Annotated in this window: 21 protein-coding genes and 1 tRNA gene; 12 read left to right on the plus strand and 10 right to left on the minus strand. The window is 57.6% G+C overall.

Annotated elements, in window-relative coordinates:
- Window positions 1-18: 18 nt before the first annotated feature.
- From rfbD to AO353_RS11900, 7 genes are all read right to left on the minus strand, one after another.
- Entirely contained in the window at window positions 19-900 is an 882-nt protein-coding gene (gene rfbD, locus AO353_RS11870; RefSeq protein WP_054595120.1) for a dTDP-4-dehydrorhamnose reductase, read from the minus strand.
- Window positions 897-1,442: a dTDP-4-dehydrorhamnose 3,5-epimerase gene (gene rfbC, locus AO353_RS11875; RefSeq protein ID WP_054595121.1), complete on the minus strand. Its 546-nt coding sequence runs from the start codon at window positions 1,440-1,442 to the stop codon at window positions 897-899. The genes rfbD and rfbC overlap by 4 nt, the downstream gene beginning before the upstream one ends.
- On the minus strand, window positions 1,439-2,314 hold the full coding sequence (gene rfbA / locus AO353_RS11880) for a glucose-1-phosphate thymidylyltransferase RfbA (RefSeq protein ID WP_054595122.1): 876 nt from the start codon (window positions 2,312-2,314) through the stop codon (window positions 1,439-1,441). The genes rfbC and rfbA overlap by 4 nt, the downstream gene beginning before the upstream one ends.
- A complete protein-coding gene (rfbB, locus tag AO353_RS11885) occupies window positions 2,311-3,393 on the minus strand; it encodes a dTDP-glucose 4,6-dehydratase (protein ID WP_054595123.1) in 1,083 nt (360 codons plus the stop codon). Before rfbB ends, rfbA begins: the two co-directional genes overlap by 4 nt.
- 229 nt (window positions 3,394-3,622) lie before the next feature.
- A complete protein-coding gene (locus tag AO353_RS11890; RefSeq protein WP_054595124.1) occupies window positions 3,623-4,237 on the minus strand; it encodes a DUF3916 domain-containing protein in 615 nt (204 codons plus the stop codon).
- 69 nt (window positions 4,238-4,306) lie between these two features.
- On the minus strand, window positions 4,307-4,531 hold the full coding sequence (locus AO353_RS11895) for a DUF7683 domain-containing protein (protein WP_054595125.1): 225 nt from the start codon (window positions 4,529-4,531) through the stop codon (window positions 4,307-4,309).
- On the minus strand, window positions 4,528-5,661 hold the full coding sequence (locus AO353_RS11900) for a colicin E3/pyocin S6 family cytotoxin (RefSeq protein WP_054595126.1): 1,134 nt from the start codon (window positions 5,659-5,661) through the stop codon (window positions 4,528-4,530). Before AO353_RS11900 ends, AO353_RS11895 begins: the two co-directional genes overlap by 4 nt.
- Before the next feature lie 216 nt (window positions 5,662-5,877).
- Between AO353_RS11900 and AO353_RS11905 the strand changes: the two genes are divergently transcribed.
- The 7 genes from AO353_RS11905 to AO353_RS11935 all read left to right on the plus strand — a co-directional run bounded on the left by AO353_RS11905 (window position 5,878) and on the right by AO353_RS11935 (window position 14,292).
- Window positions 5,878-8,790: an aminotransferase gene (locus tag AO353_RS11905; protein WP_054595127.1), complete on the plus strand. Its 2,913-nt coding sequence runs from the start codon at window positions 5,878-5,880 to the stop codon at window positions 8,788-8,790.
- A gap of 212 nt (window positions 8,791-9,002) precedes the next feature.
- Window positions 9,003-9,881 (plus strand): N-carbamoylputrescine amidase, encoded by an 879-nt coding sequence (gene aguB, locus AO353_RS11910; RefSeq protein WP_054595128.1) that lies wholly within the window; start codon window positions 9,003-9,005, stop codon window positions 9,879-9,881.
- Between the two features lie 5 nt (window positions 9,882-9,886).
- Entirely contained in the window at window positions 9,887-10,993 is a 1,107-nt protein-coding gene (gene aguA / locus AO353_RS11915; protein ID WP_054595129.1) for an agmatine deiminase, read from the plus strand.
- Window positions 10,994-11,240: 247 nt separating this feature from the next.
- Window positions 11,241-11,441 (plus strand): hypothetical protein, encoded by a 201-nt coding sequence (locus AO353_RS11920; protein ID WP_054595130.1) that lies wholly within the window; start codon window positions 11,241-11,243, stop codon window positions 11,439-11,441.
- A 211-nt stretch (window positions 11,442-11,652) separates the two neighbouring features.
- Window positions 11,653-12,348: a DsbA family protein gene (locus tag AO353_RS11925; RefSeq protein WP_054595131.1), complete on the plus strand. Its 696-nt coding sequence runs from the start codon at window positions 11,653-11,655 to the stop codon at window positions 12,346-12,348.
- 25 nt (window positions 12,349-12,373) lie between these two features.
- Complete coding sequence (locus AO353_RS11930) at window positions 12,374-12,769, plus strand: nuclear transport factor 2 family protein (RefSeq protein WP_054595132.1); 396 nt, start codon at window positions 12,374-12,376, stop codon at window positions 12,767-12,769.
- Window positions 12,770-13,005: 236 nt separating this feature from the next.
- Window positions 13,006-14,292 (plus strand): OprD family porin, encoded by a 1,287-nt coding sequence (locus AO353_RS11935; RefSeq protein WP_054595133.1) that lies wholly within the window; start codon window positions 13,006-13,008, stop codon window positions 14,290-14,292.
- Window positions 14,293-14,393: 101 nt separating this feature from the next.
- Here AO353_RS11935 and AO353_RS11940 read toward each other — a convergent pair whose 3' ends face one another.
- Complete coding sequence (locus AO353_RS11940; RefSeq protein WP_103318197.1) at window positions 14,394-14,642, minus strand: DUF3077 domain-containing protein; 249 nt, start codon at window positions 14,640-14,642, stop codon at window positions 14,394-14,396.
- 350 nt (window positions 14,643-14,992) lie between these two features.
- Between AO353_RS11940 and AO353_RS11945 the strand changes: the two genes are divergently transcribed.
- The 5 genes from AO353_RS11945 (at window position 14,993) to AO353_RS11965 (ending at window position 17,548) form a co-directional block, all read left to right on the plus strand.
- Window positions 14,993-15,208 carry a tautomerase family protein gene (locus AO353_RS11945; protein ID WP_019691259.1) on the plus strand — a complete coding sequence of 72 codons (216 nt, stop codon included), beginning with the start codon at window positions 14,993-14,995 and terminating at the stop codon, window positions 15,206-15,208.
- Window positions 15,205-15,861, plus strand: a complete 657-nt coding sequence (locus AO353_RS11950; RefSeq protein WP_054595135.1) for a DsbA family oxidoreductase — start codon at window positions 15,205-15,207, stop codon at window positions 15,859-15,861. Before AO353_RS11945 ends, AO353_RS11950 begins: the two co-directional genes overlap by 4 nt.
- A 41-nt stretch (window positions 15,862-15,902) precedes the next feature.
- The gene (locus tag AO353_RS11955) at window positions 15,903-16,613 is read left to right on the plus strand and encodes an SDR family NAD(P)-dependent oxidoreductase (RefSeq protein WP_054595136.1); all 711 of its coding nucleotides are present in this window, start codon (window positions 15,903-15,905) and stop codon (window positions 16,611-16,613) included.
- 247 nt (window positions 16,614-16,860) lie between these two features.
- Entirely contained in the window at window positions 16,861-17,259 is a 399-nt protein-coding gene (locus AO353_RS11960; protein ID WP_054595137.1) for a carboxymuconolactone decarboxylase family protein, read from the plus strand.
- 43 nt (window positions 17,260-17,302) lie between these two features.
- Complete coding sequence (locus AO353_RS11965) at window positions 17,303-17,548, plus strand: hypothetical protein (protein WP_054595138.1); 246 nt, start codon at window positions 17,303-17,305, stop codon at window positions 17,546-17,548.
- Window positions 17,549-17,620: 72 nt separating this feature from the next.
- Here AO353_RS11965 and AO353_RS11970 read toward each other — a convergent pair.
- Window positions 17,621-17,696 (minus strand) — tRNA-Thr (locus tag AO353_RS11970).
- A gap of 137 nt (window positions 17,697-17,833) precedes the next feature.
- Complete coding sequence (locus AO353_RS11975; RefSeq protein WP_054595139.1) at window positions 17,834-18,361, minus strand: serine acetyltransferase; 528 nt, start codon at window positions 18,359-18,361, stop codon at window positions 17,834-17,836.
- Between the last annotated feature and the right edge of the window lie 148 nt (window positions 18,362-18,509).

The following is an 18,509-nucleotide window of genomic DNA, read 5'->3' on the forward strand; positions in this document are numbered from 1 at the left end:
GGTACAGGCGCATTATGCCTAGGCTTGTTCGGCAAGACACTCGCGCAACGCGTCGCGCCAGTCGGGTTGGCTGACCTGCCATTGCTGTTGCAGAAGGCGGCAATCCAGACGCGAGTTCAGTGGGCGAGTGGCGGGTGTCGGGTAGTCGCGGCTGGGGATCGCCTCCAGGCTGGCGCAGGTTTTGTGCTGCGCCTGTAAATGTTCGGCGATGGCTTGAGCAAATCCAAACCATGACGTTTCGCCCTGAGCGGTCAGGTGGTAAGTGCCCCAGGCACCGGCTTGCCCCGATTGCCAGCGCTCGATCAAAGCGCGCGTGCTGGTGGCGATGGTGCCAGCCCAGGTCGGTGCGCCGATCTGGTCGGCGACGATGCGCAAGTGCGGTTTCTCTTGCAGCAACCGTTGCATGGTCAGCAGGAAGTTGCGCCCGTGGTTCGAGTAGACCCAACTGGTGCGCAGAATCAGGTGCTGACCGTTGACGGCGCGGATGGCCTGCTCGCCGGCCAGTTTGCTGGCGCCGTAGACACCCAGCGGGTGGGGTTCGTCGGTCTCGGTATAAGGCGAGGCTTTGCAGCCGTCGAACACGTAGTCGGTTGAGTAGTGAATCAGCGGGATACCCAGTTCCAGGGCCTGCTCGGCGAGCACTCCCGGCGCTGTGGCGTTTATGGCGAACGCCAACTCGGGTTCACTTTCCGCTTGATCGACGGCTGTGTGTGCGGCGGCATTGATGATCAGATTCGGACGTAAAGCGCGAATCTGCAGACGGATCTGCTCCGGATATGCCAGATCGAGCCGATCGCGCCCCAGCACGATCAGTTCGCCGAGCCCTTTGAGGCGACGTTGCAGCTCGATGGAAACCTGACCGTGCTGGCCACTGATGAGGATTTTCAGGGGCGTGCTCATGCAAATACCTGCGCCTCGCGCAGAAGCTTGCCGGCCTGGTCCTTGGCTGACAGCTGTGGTGTTTGCGTGAGTTGCCAGTCGATGGCCAGATCGGGATCGTCCCAGCGAATGCAGCGTTCGGCCGATGGGGTGTAGTAGTCGGTGGTTTTGTAGAGGAACTCGGCGTAGTCGCTCAGCACGACGAATCCGTGGGCAAAACCTTCGGGAATCCACAGTTGGCGATGGTTTTGTGCAGACAAGCGCACGCCCACCCAGCGTCCAAAATTCGCTGAGCTGCGGCGGATGTCGACGGCGATGTCGAGGACTTCCCCATCAGTGACCCGCACCAGTTTTCCCTGGGTATTTTCCAGTTGGTAATGCAAGCCGCGCAGTACACCTTTCTGCGAGCGTGAGTGGTTGTCCTGAACGAACGTTGTGTTCAGCCCCGTCGCTTGCTGAAAATCCCTGGCGTTGAAGCTTTCGTAGAAAAATCCACGCTCGTCACCAAACACTTTCGGCTCGATGATCAGAATCTCGGGCAATTGGGTGGCGATGACCTTCATTGGTGTGTTCCGGCGAGGCTGAACAGGTACTGGCCGTAACCGGTCTTGCCAAAGTATTCGGCGTGCTTGAGCAAATGATCGCGATCGATCCAGCCCTGGTAGTAGGCGATTTCTTCTAGGCAGGCGACTTTCAGGCCTTGGCGATGCTCGATGGTCTGCACGTATTGCGACGCTTCCAGCAGGCTGTCGTGGGTGCCGGTATCGAGCCAGGCAAAACCCCGGCCGAACCGCTCGACGCGCAAGTCGCCACGCTGCAGGTACGCATTGTTGATGTCGGTAATTTCCAGCTCGCCACGAGCCGATGGTTTGACCGCTTTGGCGATCTCCACCACCGAATTGTCATAGAAATACAGGCCGGTGACCGCGTAACTCGATTTGGGATGCAGGGGTTTCTCTTCGATCGACAACGCGTTGCCCTGATCGTCGAAATCAATCACACCAAAACGCTGCGGGTCTTTGACCCAGTAGCCGAAAACCGTGGCGCCTCCGGTGTGCTCGGCGGCACGTTGCAACTTTTCGGTGAAGTGCTGTCCGTGAAAGATGTTGTCGCCCAGGATCAGGCACACCGAATCGTCACCGATAAACTCCTCGCCAATCAGGAACGCCTGGGCCAGGCCGTCTGGAGACGGTTGCTCGGCATAGCTGAAATGCACCCCGAACTGACTGCCGTCGCCCAACAGATTGCGGTATTGCGGCAGGTCCTGAGGGGTGGAAATCACCAGGATTTCTTTGATGCCTGCGAGCATCAGCACCGAGATCGGGTAATAGATCATCGGTTTGTCGTAGACCGGCAACAGTTGTTTGGACACCCCGAGTGTGATCGGGTGCAGGCGGGTACCAGAGCCGCCTGCCAGAACAATTCCCTTCATCATGCGATCAAGTCCTTGAAGTCAGTGAAACCCAGGCGTTGGCCTTGATAGCTGCCATCCTGGACTCGTTGGCACCAGTCTAGGTTATCGAGGTACCACTGCACGGTTTTACGCAGGCCACTGGCGAAAGTTTCTTCGGGAACCCAACCCAGCTCGCGTTCGATTTTGCTGGCGTCGATGGCGTAACGCTGGTCGTGGCCGGGGCGATCCTGGACAAAAGTGATCAGGTCGGCGAAGTGCGCGACGCCTTCAGGTTTTTGCGGCGCCAACTCCTCCAGCAGGCTGCAGATGCTGCGGACTACGTCGATGTTTTTCTGTTCATTGTGGCCGCCGATGTTGTACGTCTCACCGACCACACCGTTGGTCACCACGGTGAGCAGTGCACGGGCATGATCCTCGACGAACAGCCAATCACGCACTTGCAGACCGTTGCCGTACACCGGCAGTGGCTTACCGGCGAGGGCGTTGAGGATCACCAGCGGAATGAGTTTCTCGGGAAAGTGGAACGGCCCGTAATTGTTCGAGCAATTGGTCAGCAGCACCGGCAAACCGTAGGTGCGTTGCCAGGCGCGGACCAGATGGTCGGACGCCGCCTTGCTGGCGGAGTACGGCGAACTCGGCGCATAGGGTGTGGTTTCGGTGAACAGGTCATCGACGCCATGCAGGTCGCCATACACCTCGTCGGTCGAAATGTGGTGAAAGCGAAAGGCGCTTTTCTCAGGCTCCGCCAAGCTGTTCCAGTAGGCGCGAGTGGCTTCCAGCAGGCTGTAGGTACCGACAATGTTGGTCTGGATGAAATCCGACGGGCCGTCGATGGAGCGGTCGACATGGGACTCTGCGGCCAGGTGCATGATCGCGTGCGGCTGGAACCGCGCCAGTACCGCACTGACGGTGGCCTGGTCGACGATATCGGCCTGCACGAATTCATAGCGGGTGTTGGTGGCGATGCTGCTCAACGACTCGAGGTTGCCGGCGTAGGTCAGCTTGTCCAGATTGAGCACTTCATGTTCAGTGTGGCGGATCAGGTGGCGAACCAGCGCCGAGCCGATGAAGCCGGCACCGCCGGTGATGAGAATGCGCATGTGGAGTAGCCTTTTCCGTCGAACGATTATGCGTATGGATCATAGCTTGTCGGCAGGAGGGGGGCGGCACAAGAGGGGGGTTGGTCGGATTTTGGTTTTTGTGAGGTTTTGTTGAGCTGCGGGAGGAGGGATTGCGGGCAAACCATGTTCCTGCGATCGCTGTAGCATTCCCGTAGGAGCAAGGCTTGCCCGCGATGGCGGCCTGGCATTCGCCTAAAAATGAAATGTCCTAGCCGAAAAGTTTAGGGTTTTCAGCGCGGAAGGATTTAAAGGTTTTGTATCTCCAGCGCTCTTTCTCGGAGCCGTCATCCGCTTCATCGACTTCTCCGAAGTACCAATGCTCGGATTCAAACTTCTGCCCGTCTTCATCCTCGTGAACAAAGTGAAACCCCACTTCATTCATTCCAGCAGGGACGATTAAACCCCAATCGGTGGTGAGGCTTTTGTCGGTGATGCGGGTCTGGCAGAAATGTTCGTAGTCGAATGGCAATACATGACCGCGATAACGGCTCATGTCGGTGAAAATGCAAATTTCGCTGGAAAACATGTCAGGTGTGATGATTGACGCGACTATCCGACAGTTGATGGTGTCTTCGGGTCTGGCTTGAAGCAGGTGATGGGCGGCATAGATGAGTTGTTGAGCGCATTCCTTTTGAATGGCGAAGGTGGTTTGTTTCCCTTCAACCAAGGTTTCCAGGACCGGAATTTTTCGGTTTGCGTAGCCTTGTTCCACGGGAAGCTCGTCCGGAAAGTAACCTTCATAGCTGGCCGCCCAGGCAGCAAGAGCGCGAAGGCGGCGTGGGATGTTGCGGACTTTTTTGTCTGAAAATGCAATTCGGCGCATGAGTAGTAATTACCAAGCGTAGCGTTTATTAGGTGCGAAGCGTTTCAACCGAAGCCCGGTAAGCGGGCTTTACGCGTCACAAGAAAGATAGAGCTCAACATTCCTTGGCAGAGATTGTGAGATAAGCCTCTCAATGCCGCTTATTTGTTGAGCAGTGAGTTTGTAGTCATACAGGTAGTCGTTCTCATTTTCCCAACCCATAACGGGCTGGAGCTCAGCTACGGTCACGTTGAGTTCGATCTCTGCCGAAATTGAGTCGCTACCGTGCGGTACCACTAGAATTAAATGTTTCATGGTTCTATCCATCTTTTTGGATCGGCGTCTTTGGTGCGTTCCCCGGTAATCGGGTCGAACTCGCCAAGATGTTTTCCACGTTTGGTGTATTTCTCTACTTTGCCCCGTTCGAAGTCCCACTCGTAGATATAGCTATGAGGCTCCTTCCAGCGTGGTCGAAGTCTGCCGCCCCCTCGAATGGGGGTTTTCGGTGGGGCACGAACAGCGTCAGGAAAGGCAGGCAGAAATGTAGGTTTCTGATGGTACTGGTGATCTCCAGGCCGAACACTCACCACCACATAAAGCGGTCTAACCCCGGAATCCGCAGGAAACACCAGGATGAAATCCTGATACTCCGGTGGATAAATCGGGTTTACCAGAATGCTGTTGCTCGCCTCGGTCGGAGGATAGACCCAGATGTTCGGCGCTTGCGGGGCGGCCTCCAGTGCGGGAATGCCGAGGGTGTCTGCTGGGTCGATAGCCGGGGTCCAGATCAGTTCCAGACCTTCGCCGAATACGGCGACCTGTCGGGCTTCGCGTGTCTGGAACTGAATGACCGGGATCCGTTGCCATTCGGCGTTGTTGCCGGTGTAGAAGCCGTAACCCTTGAGGGTGCCGTCAGGCTGTTGCTCGATGCGCAGGCGCACCCGTGAGTTGGCGTGTTCAAGCGAGCGCAGTTGCTCTTCGCTATAGAGGGCGCTGTCGCCCAGCTCGGAGGGCCAGAACAGGGCGACCAGACCGGTTAGCAAACGGGCGGCAACAGTGCCACCGACTGCTGTGATATCACTGACCGATGACCCGCCCAGAGCAAGGCCGCCAAGGCCGATTGGCAATGCACTGCCACTGATTTTCTTGAGCTGCACGGCGCCAGGACTGTCGGTCTTTCGCCCGCCCAGTAGGGCGAAGTTTCCGTAATCCTTCAACGAATCCAGCGGCACGAAACCGGACGGATTGGCGTAATTGATGATGCCGTCCGGCAACTTGCAGGATTTGGCGAAAACGCAGCCCAGCGGTTTGTTGGGGGCGGGATCAGCGGGTCGATTCACCGGCAAATCGGCAATCGGCGGATACAGGTTGGGTGATGGCGGCGGCTGCAAAATACGGCGGCGCAGCTGTTCTTTGTACGTCAGCGGGTATGAGCGTTCTGGCATGTGCGGCGGGCTTCCCTGTCCATGGGAGGCAGCCTAGGGGCGTGAGAACGCGCCGAACATTCCTCGGGTTCGACACGTTTCGTGGGAAAGTTCACCGCTGTGTGGCGTGGCTTGAAGCCTCCCGCCGTTATCCATCACCGACCGGTATAAGGGGGTTGCGTATCGCGGTCAGCAGTGGCGATATAGACGCCTTATAAAAATTCCAGGGGTCGTTGTATGTCGCTCGCCACGTTGATTCACCGTGCCAGTCTGCCCAGCCCGCAAGTCACCGTGCAGCAAGCGCTGGAGCTGTTGCGCGAACACTACGGCCTGAGCGGGACGTTGCAGTCGCTGGGCAGCCAGCAGGATCTCAACTACCGGCTCGACAGCGACCAGGGCCGTTTCGTCTTGAAAATCTGCCGGGGTGACTACGCGGCGCTGGAACTGCACGCCCAGCATGCGGCTCTCAAACACCTGGGCGCGCAGCCGGGTTTACATGTGCCACGGGTGATTCCGGCGAAAAACGGCGAGGACCTGCTGACCCTGGAACTCGCCGGGCAAGCACTGCATGTGCGTTTGCTCGACTACATCGAAGGTCAATCGCTGACCCACCTCAAGCACCTTGGCCATGAACTGGTTGCCGGCCTCGGCCAACTCTGTGGCGAAATGGATCTGGCGCTGGCCGGGTTCGAGCATCCGGGGCTTGAGCGTGCCTTGCAGTGGGATGCCCGGCACGCCAATGCGTTGATCAATCACCTGCTGCCGGTGATCAGCGATGAGCGGCAACGAACATTGATCGCCGAGGCCGCGCAACAGGCCGAGCGGCGTTTGCAGCCGCTGATGGGGAAGTTGCCGGTGCAGGCGATTCACATGGACATCACCGATGACAATGTGGTCTGGAAACGGGATAAGCAGCGTCACTGGCGGTTGCAGGGCGTCATCGATTTTGGCGATCTGATTCGTACCTGGCGTATTACCGATCTGTCGGTGACCTGCGCTGCGCTGCTGCACCATGCCGATGGCGATCCACTGTGCATTTTGCCGGCGGTGCAGGCTTATCACGCGGTCAATCCGCTGAAGCACGAAGAGTTGCTGGCGCTGTGGCCGCTGATCGTCGCGCGTGCAGCGGTGCTGGTGCTCAGCGGTGAGCAACAGGTCAGCATCGATCCGCAGAATCAGTACAGCCGCGACAATCTGAACCACGAGTGGGAGATTTTCCGCGTTGCGACTTCAGTGCCATTTGAACTGATGGAAGCGGCGATTCTGATAGCGGTCGGCCAGTCGTTGCCGGCAATTGCCAGTCAGGGTTTTGCGCCATTGCTGCCGAGCCTGGTCGGCCGCGAGTTTGCCTTGATCGACCTCGGTGTCTTGAGCCCGCATTTCGAAGCGGGCAACTGGGAGCAGGACGGCATCGATCAACGTCTGTTGGTCGAAGCGGCGGCAGCCCATGGTTTGGCGGCCAGTCGTTACGGGCAATACCGTTTATCGCAGACGCGTCCGGACAGTGCCGTCGAGCCGGACACGTGCCCGCTGCACGTTGACTTGCAGGTGCCACAGGGCACAACGGTTGAAGCGCCCTTTGCCGGTGTCGTGCACCTGAGCGCCGACGGCCGCGTGCAACTGGACAGCTCACAATTGAGTGTGCGCCTGTGGGGTGTCCATCCCTCGCTGCACACCGGTGCGGCCGTGCTCAAAGGGCAGGTGCTGGGTGAAGTCAGCGGAGCGTTGAGGGTTCAGCTCAGCCGTGGCGCGGAACTGAATCCACCACTGTTTTGCTCACCGTCCCGCGCATCTGCCTGGCAGGCGTTGTGCCCATCGCCCGCGGCGTTGTTGGGGCTGGCTTGCGACGCAGAGGCCGAACTTGATCCGCATACTTTGTTGGAACGCCGCGATGCGAGTTTTGCCCGCTCGCAAAAACACTATTACGTCGATCCGCCGCGCATCGAGCGGGGCTGGCGCAATCATCTGATCGACATGCAGGGCCGCTCCTACCTGGACATGCTCAACAACGTTGCGGTGCTCGGTCACGGCCACCCGCGCATGGCCGCCGAGGCCAGCCGCCAGTGGTCGTTGCTCAACACCAACTCGCGTTTCCACTACGCGGCCATCGCCGAATTTTCCGAGCGCCTGCTGGCGCTGGCGCCGGACTCGATGGATCGGGTGTTTCTGGTCAACAGCGGTACCGAGGCCAATGACCTGGCGATTCGTCTGGCGTGGGCCTACAGCGGCGGTCGCGACATGCTCAGCGTGCTTGAGGCGTATCACGGCTGGTCGGTGGCCGCCGATGCGGTGTCGACTTCAATTGCAGATAACCCCAAGGCTCTCAGCAGTCGTCCGGACTGGGTGCACCCGGTGACGGCGCCGAACACCTATCGTGGCGAGTTCCGTGGCCTCGACAGCGCGCCGGATTACGTGCGCAGCGTCGAACACAACCTGGCGAAGATTGCCGAGCAGAAGCGACAACTGGCCGGTTTTATCTGCGAGCCGGTGTACGGCAACGCCGGTGGAATCTCTCTGCCACCGGGTTACCTGAAACAGGTGTATGCGCTGGTCCGTGCCCAAGGTGGCGTGTGCATCGCCGATGAAGTGCAGGTCGGCTACGGTCGCATGGGCAAGTTCTTCTGGGGCTTTGAAGAGCAGGGCGTAGTGCCGGACATCATCACCATGGCCAAAGGTATGGGCAACGGCCAGCCATTGGGCGCGGTCATTACCCGTCGCGAAATCGCCGAGGCGCTGGAGGCAGAAGGCTATTTCTTCTCGTCGGCAGGCGGCAGCCCGGTCAGTTGCCGCATCGGCATGGCGGTGCTGGATGTGATGAAGGAAGAGAAACTCTGGGAAAACGCCCGGATCGTTGGCGGGTATTTCAAGGAGCGGCTTGAGGCGTTGATCGAGCGTCATCCTTTGGTAGGCGCGGTGCATGGCTCCGGTTTCTATCTGGGCGTGGAGTTGATTCGCAACCGCGAAACCCTGGAACCGGCCACGGAAGAAACCACGGCGTTGTGCGACCGCTTGCGCGAATTGGGCATTTTCATGCAGCCGACCGGCGATTACTTGAACATTCTCAAGATCAAACCACCGATGGTGACCACGCGACACAGTGTGGATTTCTTTGTCGATACCTTGTCGAAGGTGCTGGACGAAGGCCTCTAAACACACTCCCACGGGATTGCGATAAGTTCGATTGATATCGGGATTTAAAGGATTATTTTCGACTCAGCGATTATATATCGCTTTAAAAGCCGATTTTTATCGGTTATAAAGTCGCCTAACGCAACGGCGTAGATCACCGCGCCTGGCCGTTCCCATTTCTGTCATCGGTCGATGCCACAATCGACCCTCTGAACCCGCCCGGGAGATGATTCATGAGCCGTATCGTTACCGTCGCCGCTACCCAGATGGCTTGTTCCTGGGACCTTGAAGCCAACATCGAGACCGCTGAGAAGCTGGTCCGTGAGGCCGCAGCCAAAGGCGCACAGATCATCCTGATCCAGGAACTGTTCGAGACCCCGTACTTCTGCCAGAAGCCGAACCCGGATTACCTGCAGCTGGCCACTTCAGTTGAAGACAACGTGGCCATCAAGCATTTCCAGAAAGTCGCCAAAGAACTGCAAGTCGTGCTGCCGATCAGCTTCTTCGAACTGGCGGGTCGCGCACGTTTCAACAGCATCGCGATCATCGATGCCGATGGCAGCAACCTCGGGATTTATCGTAAAAGCCACATCCCGGACGGTCCTGGCTACCATGAAAAGTACTACTTCAACCCGGGCGATACCGGCTTCAAAGTCTGGAACACCCGTTACGCGAAAATCGGCGTGGGCATCTGCTGGGATCAGTGGTTCCCGGAATGCGCCCGCAGCATGGCGTTGCAAGGCGCGGAAATCCTGTTCTACCCAACCGCCATCGGCAGCGAACCGCACGACAAGAGCATTTCGTCCCGCGACCACTGGCAGCGCGTCCAACAAGGCCATGCCGGCGCCAACCTGATGCCGCTGATCGCCAGCAACCGTATCGGCAATGAAGAGCAGGACGGCTACGACATCACCTTCTACGGCTCCTCGTTCATCGCCAACCAGTTCGGCGAGAAAGTCCAGGAGCTCAACGAAACCGAAGAAGGCGTACTGGTTCAGAGCTTCGACCTCGACGAACTGGAGCACATCCGCAGCGCCTGGGGTTCGTTCCGTGACCGTCGTCCAAACCTGTATGGCGCAATCAAAACCCTCGACGGTTCCCTGGAGTCCTGATCACTATGACTACTTTGCACAGCACGCCTCGCGCTGACGGTTTTTACATGCCCGCCGAGTGGGCAACCCAAACCCAGACCTGGATGGTCTGGCCGGAGCGCCCGGACAACTGGCGCCTGGGTGGCAAGCCGGCGCAAGCCGCTCACGTTGCGGTGGCCAAGGCCATCGCGCGTTTTGAACCGGTGACCGTTGCCGTCTCGGCGGCCCAGTACGAAAACGCCCGTGCGCGTCTGGACGTGCCGAATATCCGCCTCGTCGAGATGTCCAGCGACGACGCTTGGGTCCGTGATACCGGCCCGACCTTCGTCATCAATAACAGCGGCGAAGTCCGTGGTGTCGACTGGGACTTCAACGCCTGGGGCGGCTTTGATGGCGGTCTGTATTCGCCGTGGAATCGTGACTCGCAAGTGGCCGGCAAGATCCTCGAGATCGAGCGCAGCCCACGTTACCGCACCGAGGGTTTCGTGCTCGAAGGCGGTTCGATCCACGTCGATGGCGAAGGCACGCTGATCACCACTGAAGAATGCCTGTTGAATCGTAATCGCAATCCGCACATGAGCCGTGCCGACATCGAAGCGGTGCTGAGCGCACAATTGGCTGTGGATAAAATCATCTGGCTGCCGGACGGTTTGTTCAACGACGAAACCGACGGTCATGTCGATAACTTCTGCTGCTATGTGCGTCCCGGTGAAGTGCTGTTAGCCTGGACCGACGATCCGCAGGATCCGAACTACCCGCGTTGCCAGGCTGCAATGAAGGTCTTGCAAAGCACCAAGGACGCCAAGGGCCGCCCATTTAAGGTGCACAAAATGCCGATTCCGGGGCCGCTTTACGCGACCGAGGAAGAGTGCGCCGGTGTCGACCCGGTAGACGGTACTCAGGAGCGTAACCCTTCTGTGCGCCTGGCCGGCTCCTACGTGAACTTCCTGATCGTCAACGGCGGCATCATTGCGCCGAGCTTTGACGATCCGCTGGACGCGCAAGCCAAGGAAATCCTCCAGAACCTGTTCCCGCAGCACGAAGTGGTGATGGTGCCGGGGCGTGAACTGTTACTGGGTGGCGGTAACATCCATTGCCTTACCCAACAACAGCCGGCACCGCACAAAGGTTGAGTGAAGTTGTAACAATCGGTGGCGCTGGATTGATCCGCGTTTTATCCGGTTCATGTGGGTGACCCCTTATCTAACCCGCAGCTCCTATGGACTGCGGGTTTTTTTATATCCACATGCTGGCCTGGCAGGCACTTTGGCATAGCTCTTGTATCTGTCTGAGAGCAATTCTCGGGAATGTAGAACCGCGTTGTTCTGTCATAAACCTTGGATAAGTTAGCCGCTCACGAACCAGGAGAGAGCGCCGGAAATGAATATGGTCAGCGAGCGGACATCGCATCCCTTGGCAATGAATGGCGAATCGCTTCAGGTGCTGGCGCAATGGTTGAAATCCAACGGAACGCGACAGGTCAGAGAACCTGACCCGCGCAGGATGATGATCGAGCGTTATCCCGCTGGTTTATTCAGTGAGGCAGAACTTGAAGCCTTGTGGGATGTGATTGAAGGATAGAAAGCAAAGGATTGGTAAAGCGCTGCCCGGATGGCAGCGCTTTTTTTTGCCCTTGGAAAAGCGGGTTCAGGTTTGGTCCAGCCTGTCGTAGCCCAAACACACCATTTGACCGATCTGCGAAACAGACTAAAAGCCATTACGGCGTTTTTCCCTCTCCGTCATAGGAATAGTCTGCCGGCATCGAATTCCTACGACTTTGCTGGAGCTTTCCATGTCTACCGCGACCCTTCATTACATCTACGACCCACTGTGCGGCTGGTGCTACGGCGCCAAACCATTGGTGCAAGCGGCGCAGGCTGTTTTGCCGGTGATCGCCCATGGCGGCGGCATGATGACCGGCGCCAACCGGCAGACGGTTTCACCTCAACTGCGTGATTACGTGATGCCTCACGACCGACGCATCACCGAGTACACCGGGCAGCCATTTGGTGAGGCGTATTTCGAAGGCCTGTTGCGCGATCACACCGCCGTGTTTGATTCCGCGCCACCGATTGCTGCCGTGCTGGCCGCTGAACAACTCGCCGGACGTGGGCTGGAACTGCTGGGGCGTTTGCAGAGCGCGCACTACGTGGAAGGTCGGCGGATTGCCGATGAAGCGGTGTTGCTGGAACTCGCCGCATCGATTGGCCTGGAAGCTGAGTCCTTCAAGCGCGAGTTCAAGGACGCACTGGCGAACGAAACCCAAGACCACATCAAGAAAAGCCGCGCACTGTTGGCGCAGGTTGGCGGCCAGGGCTTCCCGACATTGGTGCTGGAGCAGGACGATCAATTCACCGTGGTCGACATCAGTCCATGGCTCGGTAAGCCTGAAGCATTTGCGGCCTGGTTGAGCCAATCAGTCGTCGCCCATCCGAACGAATCCACTTCCCCGGTTCAAGCCTGTGGCCTGGACGGTTGTGCTCACTGATCTCATCGACTACGCGGAGCGACCCATGGATAACCTGAGCCTGATCAAAAGCACCTATGAAGGTGCCAACTCCCAGGAGAACGCGCGCAACACCGCCGCAGCGTTAGCCACTGATGCACAGTGGACCGAATCGGCGGGGTTTCCGTATGCGGGGACGTACGTTGGTTTCGACGCCATCGTCGAGAATGTCTTCAAGCGACTGGGCACTGAATGGGAAAATTTTCAGTTCAAGGTCGAGAGCTATGTCGCGCAGGGCGACAAGGTATTCGCCTATGGAAATTACAGCGGAATCTACAAGGCCACGGGTCGTCCGATGAACGCCCGAGTCGCGCATTTGTGGACTTTGGCGAACGGTAAAGTCACCCATTTCGAGCAGTTTGTGGACAGCCACACAGTGCAATTGGCGATCGCTGAGCAGTAAGTTCTTAGACGATTTTCGCCTAATTACAGAAGATTCACGAAATTGACACATGCTTAAGGGCGCGGCTAGGATTCGTCCCAACGCCTGTGGCCAACCGCCACGACTCCAAAAAATAATAAGGGCCTGCCTCGCTTTTGCGTGGGTGGGCCTTTTGTTTTGGAGTGAAAAAAGAGCGCAATAGCAGCCATTTCAGCCAGCGGTCACAGCGCGTATCAACCCGTAATAAGGAAAATAACATGTTGAATAAGCGGATCGGTCTGATCGCTCTGGGGATTTTTAGCGCCACTCAAGCCATGGCTAACGACCAGGCGGAGTCCAAAGGTTTTGTTGAAGACAGCAGCCTGAAAGTGCTGTTGCGCAACGCCTACATCAATCGTGATTACAAGAACGGTAAAGAAGACAAGGCCGAGTGGGGCCAAGCTGCCATTGGCACCTTCTCCTCGGGTTTCACCCAAGGCACCGTGGGTGTCGGCGTTGATGCCTTCGGTCTGTACGCCCTGCGCCTCGATGGCGGCAAGGGTCGTAGTGGCGCCGGCGGTATCGACTTCTTCAAGCAAGGCGACAGCGGCGAAGCTGCCGATGACTTGGCCAAGGCTGGCGCGGCGGTAAAATTCCGCCTGTCCAACACCGTGCTGACCTATGGCGACCAGATGCCGGAGCTGCCGGTGCTGAACTACGACAACTCGCGCCTGCTGCCTGAAAGCTACACTGGCACCTTGATCACCTCCAAGGAGATCAAAGGCCTGGAGCTGAACGCTGGCCGTTTCACCGCCGAATCGCGCAAGAGCGCCGAAGGTCGTGACAGCGGTGGCCTGAAGTCGATCAACGTCTTGGGCGGTCGCTACCAGTTCACCGAACAATTCAAAGGTGCGTTCTACGCGTCCAACGTAGAAGACGTTCTGAAGAAACAGTACGTGAACCTGAACTACGTGTTCCCGCTGGCCACCGATCAGTCCCTGACCTTCGACTTCAACGGCTACCAGACCAAGCTGGACAAGTCCTACGCCCTTGATAACAAAACCGAAGGCCAGGACAACAAAATCTGGAGCCTGGCAGCGACCTTCGTCACCGGCCCGCACTCGTTCACCCTCGCGCACCAGCGCAGCACTGGCGACAGCAATCTTGGCTACCCGTACGGCGGCTATCAGAAAGAACAGGGTCGTGTCGGTGACGGTGGCAACACCATCTACCTCGCCAACTCTTACTGGTCCGACTTCAACGCTGAAGACGAACGCAGCTGGCAGCTGGGCTACGGCCTCGACTTCGGCGCTTTCGGTGTGCCTGGCCTGACCTACAACGTGGCGTACGTGCGTGGCGACAACATCACCACCGCCACCAGCACCGGCGGTACCGAGCGCGAAATCTTCAACCAGTTCAAGTACGTGGTCCAAAGCGGCCCGGCCAAAGACTTGAGCGTAAAAGTGCGCAGCTCGGTCCTGCGCGTGTCGCAGAAATCCAGCGACTACAACGTCAGCGGCAACGAAGTCCGTGTGTTCGTGGATTACCCGATCAACATCTTCTGATGATCGGATGCGTGGTTGAGGCCTGATACAAGGCCGAAATGAGAAAGCCCCGACTGGTTCGGGGCTTTTTCTTGCGTGCGGATCAGGTTCAGACAGCGATGTTACTGGCTGCGGTTGTTACCTGGCGCGCCCAACACCTTCACCACGTCATCGATCACCGCCTTACTCATCTCCTGCAAATAGTGCGACGCCCAGGCATAGCGGTCCGTATTGCGCTCCATCGCCGCGTCTTCGGCCAGCAGTTTGGAGAGGTGGAGCAAGTCGGAAACGTGGGACAGGGCTTCGCGGATCGGGACGCCGCTGTTGACGCGGAAGAGGGGTTGGTCGGAGTGGATGGAGAAGGGCCGCAAGCGTGGCGAATTGGAAGCTTTGGTCGGGGGAGTTTTAGTGAAAATTATGGCTGGGCAATAATTATTGCCCAGCCATAATTTTCATAATTTCGAAAAACCTGGCGACGACCCTATCAGTGCGAGTGAACCGGGCATTGGATATGGCCCATAAACACGCTCAAAACCAGCGTTCTTCCAGGGTTTTTCAGGGGCGGAAAGCCGGTTTAGACATATCAATATCCTGCCCATATTCATTACATCACGTCACTAATGATGTGCTTGAACCCATCTTTATCCCGCCAAGGCAACGCCATACAGTCGACTCCACCACCTGCCCATCATCCCGAAGGGAAGGTCACTGGAGAGTCGTCATGCCTTTCGTCAGCGTACGCATTACCCGCGATGGCGTTACCTCGGAGCAGAAAGCTCAGGTGATCGCCGAAATCACTGAAACCCTGGAGCGGGTCCTCAACAAACGCCCGGACCTGACCCACATCGTGATCGAAGAAGTCGACACCGATAACTGGGGCTATGCCGGGATCACCACCACCCAATATCGAAAGCAACTGGCAGAGGGGCAGTCATGAGGCAGCCCGTCACCATCGATTTCATCTCCGATGTGGTGTGCCCGTGGTGCGCCTTGGGTGTGACGGCGCTGGAGCTAGCTATCGAGAATCTGGCTGGGGAAGTTCCGGTCGAGCTGACCTTCAAGCCTTTTGAGTTGAACCCGGACATGCCGGCTGAAGGTGAGAACGCGGTCCAGCACCTGATGCGCAAATACGGGCGCAGCGCCGAGGACATCGCGGCCGGCAAAGCGATGCAGATCGCCCGTGGTCAAGCCATCGGTTTCACGTTCGATTTGGAGAAACGCAGCCACTTCTACAACACCTTTGATGCTCACCGCCTGTTGTTCTGGGCATTGCAGGAAGGGCGGCAGATTGAACTGAAGAAAGGCTTGCTGCGCGCTTACTTCAGCGACGGCCAGAACCCGAGCGATCGCGAGACGCTGGTCCGCCTGGCGGCTGAAGCGGGTCTGAATGCGGCCCGTGCGCGTGAGGTGTTGGCGTCCGGAGCGTTTGCCACGGAGGTGCGTGAGCTTGAAGCGTTTTACCGCGATCACGGCATCAATTCGGTACCGGCCATGATCCTCAACGGTCGTCACCTGGTGTCCGGTTCGCAATCGGTCGAGTACTACGAACAGATGCTGAGGCAAATGGCGCAGGCCCCCGCTGAAGCCTGATTGATCACGTTTAAAACTCCATTATTTTGTAGAGGTTCATCATGAGCAATTCGAAAAAAGTCATTGTTATTACCGGCGCATCCCAAGGTCTCGGCGCAGGCATGGTCAAGGCCTTTCGTGATCTCGATTACCGGGTGGTTGCCACTTCGCGTTCGATCAAACCGTCCACCGATCCGGACATCCTGACCGTGGCGGGCGATATCGGCGACCCGGCGATTGCCGAGCGCGTGATTCGTGAAGCGATCGCACGTTTTGGCCGTGTCGACACCCTGGTCAACAACGCCGGGATCTTCGTCGCCAAGCCGTTCACCGCCTATACCCACGAAGACTACGCTGCTGTGCTGTCGGTGAACCTGAATGGTTTCTTCTACATCACCCAACTCGCCATCGCGCAGATGGAAAAACAAGGCCGCGGCCACGTCGTCAACATCACCACCAGCCTGACAGACCACGCCGTCGACGGCGTGCCGTCGGTACTGGCGTCGTTGACCAAAGGTGGCCTCAACGCCGCAACCAAATCCCTGGCCATCGAATACGCCAAGCGTGGCATTCGCGTGAACGCGGTCAGCCCCGGCATCATCAAAACGCCAATGCACGCCGAAGAAACCCACGAAGCGCTGGGCAATTTGCACCCGGTCGGGCACATGGGCGAGATCAGCGACATCGCCCAGGCCGTTGTGTATCTGGACTCCGCCGGATTCGTCACCGGCGAAATCCTGCACGTCGATGGCGGTCAGAGCGCGGGTCACTAAGACCTGCTTTTCCAAACTCCGAAAACAACAAAGCCCTCGCATTACTGCGGGGGCTTTGTTTGATAACTCCAAGCATTTAGTGGTCCGTCATTGCGCCAAAAAAGTCTAAATCCATCCTGTTGTTTCTACGATATTTAAGAATTCGTTGCTGGAGTTGTCCTGCTGCCGGCTCTGGCATGGCCGCCAGCGAACTAAACTAAGTTGTACCTCTGGTGTAGATGTCTCCAGAGAGGTAAGGAGGTGCCAAATGGCCATTCGTGATACCTATCGGGAAATTGAGCAGACCCTGGGTCAGGTACCGGAGTGGATCAAGCAGATGCCGGAAGGTGCAGCGAACGGATTCTGGGTCGTAGCCAAGGATTTCTGGCTGGCAGAAACCAAGATTCCTAACAAGTACAAGGAGTTGATAGGTCTGGCAGTGTCCGGGGCGACTCGTTGTAAGTATTGCGCCCTGTTCCATACCGAAGCCGCGCGCTTGTTTGGCGCGACTGACGAGGAAATTTCCGAAGCCAGCTTTATGGGGTCGCTGACCATGATGGGCAGCACCTTTATTAACGCCCAGCAGATCGACTACGAGCAGTTCCGGCAGGAAACGCTGAGTATCGTCCGGTATGTCAAAGAACACTCGCAACCCAAAGCCGCTTAAGCCGTTGCGGGAACCAGCCCTTCGCCAACTGACGGAGGATAAGTTGATTGCAATCACCGGCGATGGTCTTAGGACCACCGCTCGGTGGCAAGCGGCCGTGATGCGCGCCATCAGCGAACTCATGCAATACAGCGACAGCGCCCGCGAAGAAAACCAGGACCTGCGCATTCCCTTTGCCAAAGCACTCCATGACCTCTATGCCGGACAGAAGTCCGACGCCGAATTGACGGAAATGGTGTTGCTGATGCTGGAAGTAGAAACCGCTCCTTTTCTTGGCAAAGGGCCTTAGGTGGGAGCGCGGGTTTTTCCAAACCCCGGAAACAACGAAGCCCCTGCATTTCTGCAGGGGCTTCGTTTTGTATGGTGCCGGCACCAGGAGTCGAACCCGGGACCTACTGATTACAAGTCAGTTGCTCTACCAACTGAGCTATACCGGCGTGTTGGGCGACGATTATAGCGATTGGCGTGGTTCTGTAAACCCCTGATTACTGACTATTTTTCAGCAGGACTCTGACAAGGTTCGCGCCCTTGTGTGTGCTTGAGCGCTCCGGGGCTGGTTTCGATCAGCCTGTGGTTATCGTGCATTGTAAAAAGTGCTGTCCGCCGGGATGCTTTTGTTGACGAATGACATGGCTCCGATTGTGACGTTGTCACCGATTGAGAGGCTGTCGGCGATGATGCAACTGTTCGCCCCGACGCTGACGTTGTCGCCAATCACCAGGTTGTACTCGTCCAGGCCCATGGTTTTTATGCCAATCGTTGTGTTTTGGCGAATGAAGAAATTCCGCCCGATTTTGATGTAACCGGTGATGACGACGCCAGGCAGGTGGCCGATGCGAAAACCTGGCCCTATCTCGGCATCAATGCTGATGTCGACCCCGTACTTGAGGTTGATTTTCCTCTCCATGCGTTTGGCATAGAGCCGCGCGAACGCATTTCCGCTATTCAGATACTGGGCAAACCTGAACCAGAATAAATACCTGAGAGTGTTGTTCTTTCTGATTCGTCTGAGGATGTTGCTGATCAGCCCGATGCGACTTCCGGGTTTTTTCTTGTTCGAGACTTCTGAGCGCCAGTGCAGGATCAAGGTGTCGAGAGTCATAACGTTGTTTCCGCCCGATGTGAGGTCTGAAGCGACAGGTGCGAACCAGCACATTCTTGAGTGTCTGAATTGCCCACCACGGGCGGCTGTTGCGCAGAGCGTGCAGCTCGGCCTCGGTGCATGGGTTGTTTGTCGCAGCGTGCAAGAT

This window comes from Pseudomonas fluorescens, from assembly GCF_001307155.1.
In the GTDB taxonomy this organism is placed as follows: Bacteria; Pseudomonadota; Gammaproteobacteria; order Pseudomonadales; family Pseudomonadaceae; genus Aquipseudomonas; species Aquipseudomonas helvetica.

What these genes read in the sequence shown, in the direction of transcription:
- AO353_RS11960 (WP_054595137.1), top strand. Translation starts at nt 16,861, where the DNA reads ATGGCCATTCGTGATACCTATCGGGAAATTGAGCAGACCCTGGGTCAG.
- AO353_RS11905 (WP_054595127.1), top strand. Translation starts at nt 5,878, where the DNA reads ATGTCGCTCGCCACGTTGATTCACCGTGCCAGTCTGCCCAGCCCGCAA.
- AO353_RS11950 (WP_054595135.1), top strand. Translation starts at nt 15,205, where the DNA reads ATGAGGCAGCCCGTCACCATCGATTTCATCTCCGATGTGGTGTGCCCG.
- rfbD (WP_054595120.1), bottom strand. Translation starts at nt 900, where the DNA reads ATGAGCACGCCCCTGAAAATCCTCATCAGTGGCCAGCACGGTCAGGTT.
- AO353_RS11975 (WP_054595139.1), bottom strand. Translation starts at nt 18,361, where the DNA reads ATGACTCTCGACACCTTGATCCTGCACTGGCGCTCAGAAGTCTCGAAC.
- aguA (WP_054595129.1), top strand. Translation starts at nt 9,887, where the DNA reads ATGACTACTTTGCACAGCACGCCTCGCGCTGACGGTTTTTACATGCCC.
- rfbC (WP_054595121.1), bottom strand. Translation starts at nt 1,442, where the DNA reads ATGAAGGTCATCGCCACCCAATTGCCCGAGATTCTGATCATCGAGCCG.
- rfbA (WP_054595122.1), bottom strand. Translation starts at nt 2,314, where the DNA reads ATGATGAAGGGAATTGTTCTGGCAGGCGGCTCTGGTACCCGCCTGCAC.
- AO353_RS11900 (WP_054595126.1), bottom strand. Translation starts at nt 5,661, where the DNA reads ATGCCAGAACGCTCATACCCGCTGACGTACAAAGAACAGCTGCGCCGC.
- aguB (WP_054595128.1), top strand. Translation starts at nt 9,003, where the DNA reads ATGAGCCGTATCGTTACCGTCGCCGCTACCCAGATGGCTTGTTCCTGG.
- AO353_RS11945 (WP_019691259.1), top strand. Translation starts at nt 14,993, where the DNA reads ATGCCTTTCGTCAGCGTACGCATTACCCGCGATGGCGTTACCTCGGAG.
- AO353_RS11895 (WP_054595125.1), bottom strand. Translation starts at nt 4,531, where the DNA reads ATGAAACATTTAATTCTAGTGGTACCGCACGGTAGCGACTCAATTTCG.
- AO353_RS11925 (WP_054595131.1), top strand. Translation starts at nt 11,653, where the DNA reads ATGTCTACCGCGACCCTTCATTACATCTACGACCCACTGTGCGGCTGG.
- AO353_RS11920 (WP_054595130.1), top strand. Translation starts at nt 11,241, where the DNA reads ATGAATATGGTCAGCGAGCGGACATCGCATCCCTTGGCAATGAATGGC.
- rfbB (WP_054595123.1), bottom strand. Translation starts at nt 3,393, where the DNA reads ATGCGCATTCTCATCACCGGCGGTGCCGGCTTCATCGGCTCGGCGCTG.
- AO353_RS11935 (WP_054595133.1), top strand. Translation starts at nt 13,006, where the DNA reads ATGTTGAATAAGCGGATCGGTCTGATCGCTCTGGGGATTTTTAGCGCC.
- AO353_RS11930 (WP_054595132.1), top strand. Translation starts at nt 12,374, where the DNA reads ATGGATAACCTGAGCCTGATCAAAAGCACCTATGAAGGTGCCAACTCC.
- AO353_RS11955 (WP_054595136.1), top strand. Translation starts at nt 15,903, where the DNA reads ATGAGCAATTCGAAAAAAGTCATTGTTATTACCGGCGCATCCCAAGGT.
- AO353_RS11890 (WP_054595124.1), bottom strand. Translation starts at nt 4,237, where the DNA reads ATGCGCCGAATTGCATTTTCAGACAAAAAAGTCCGCAACATCCCACGC.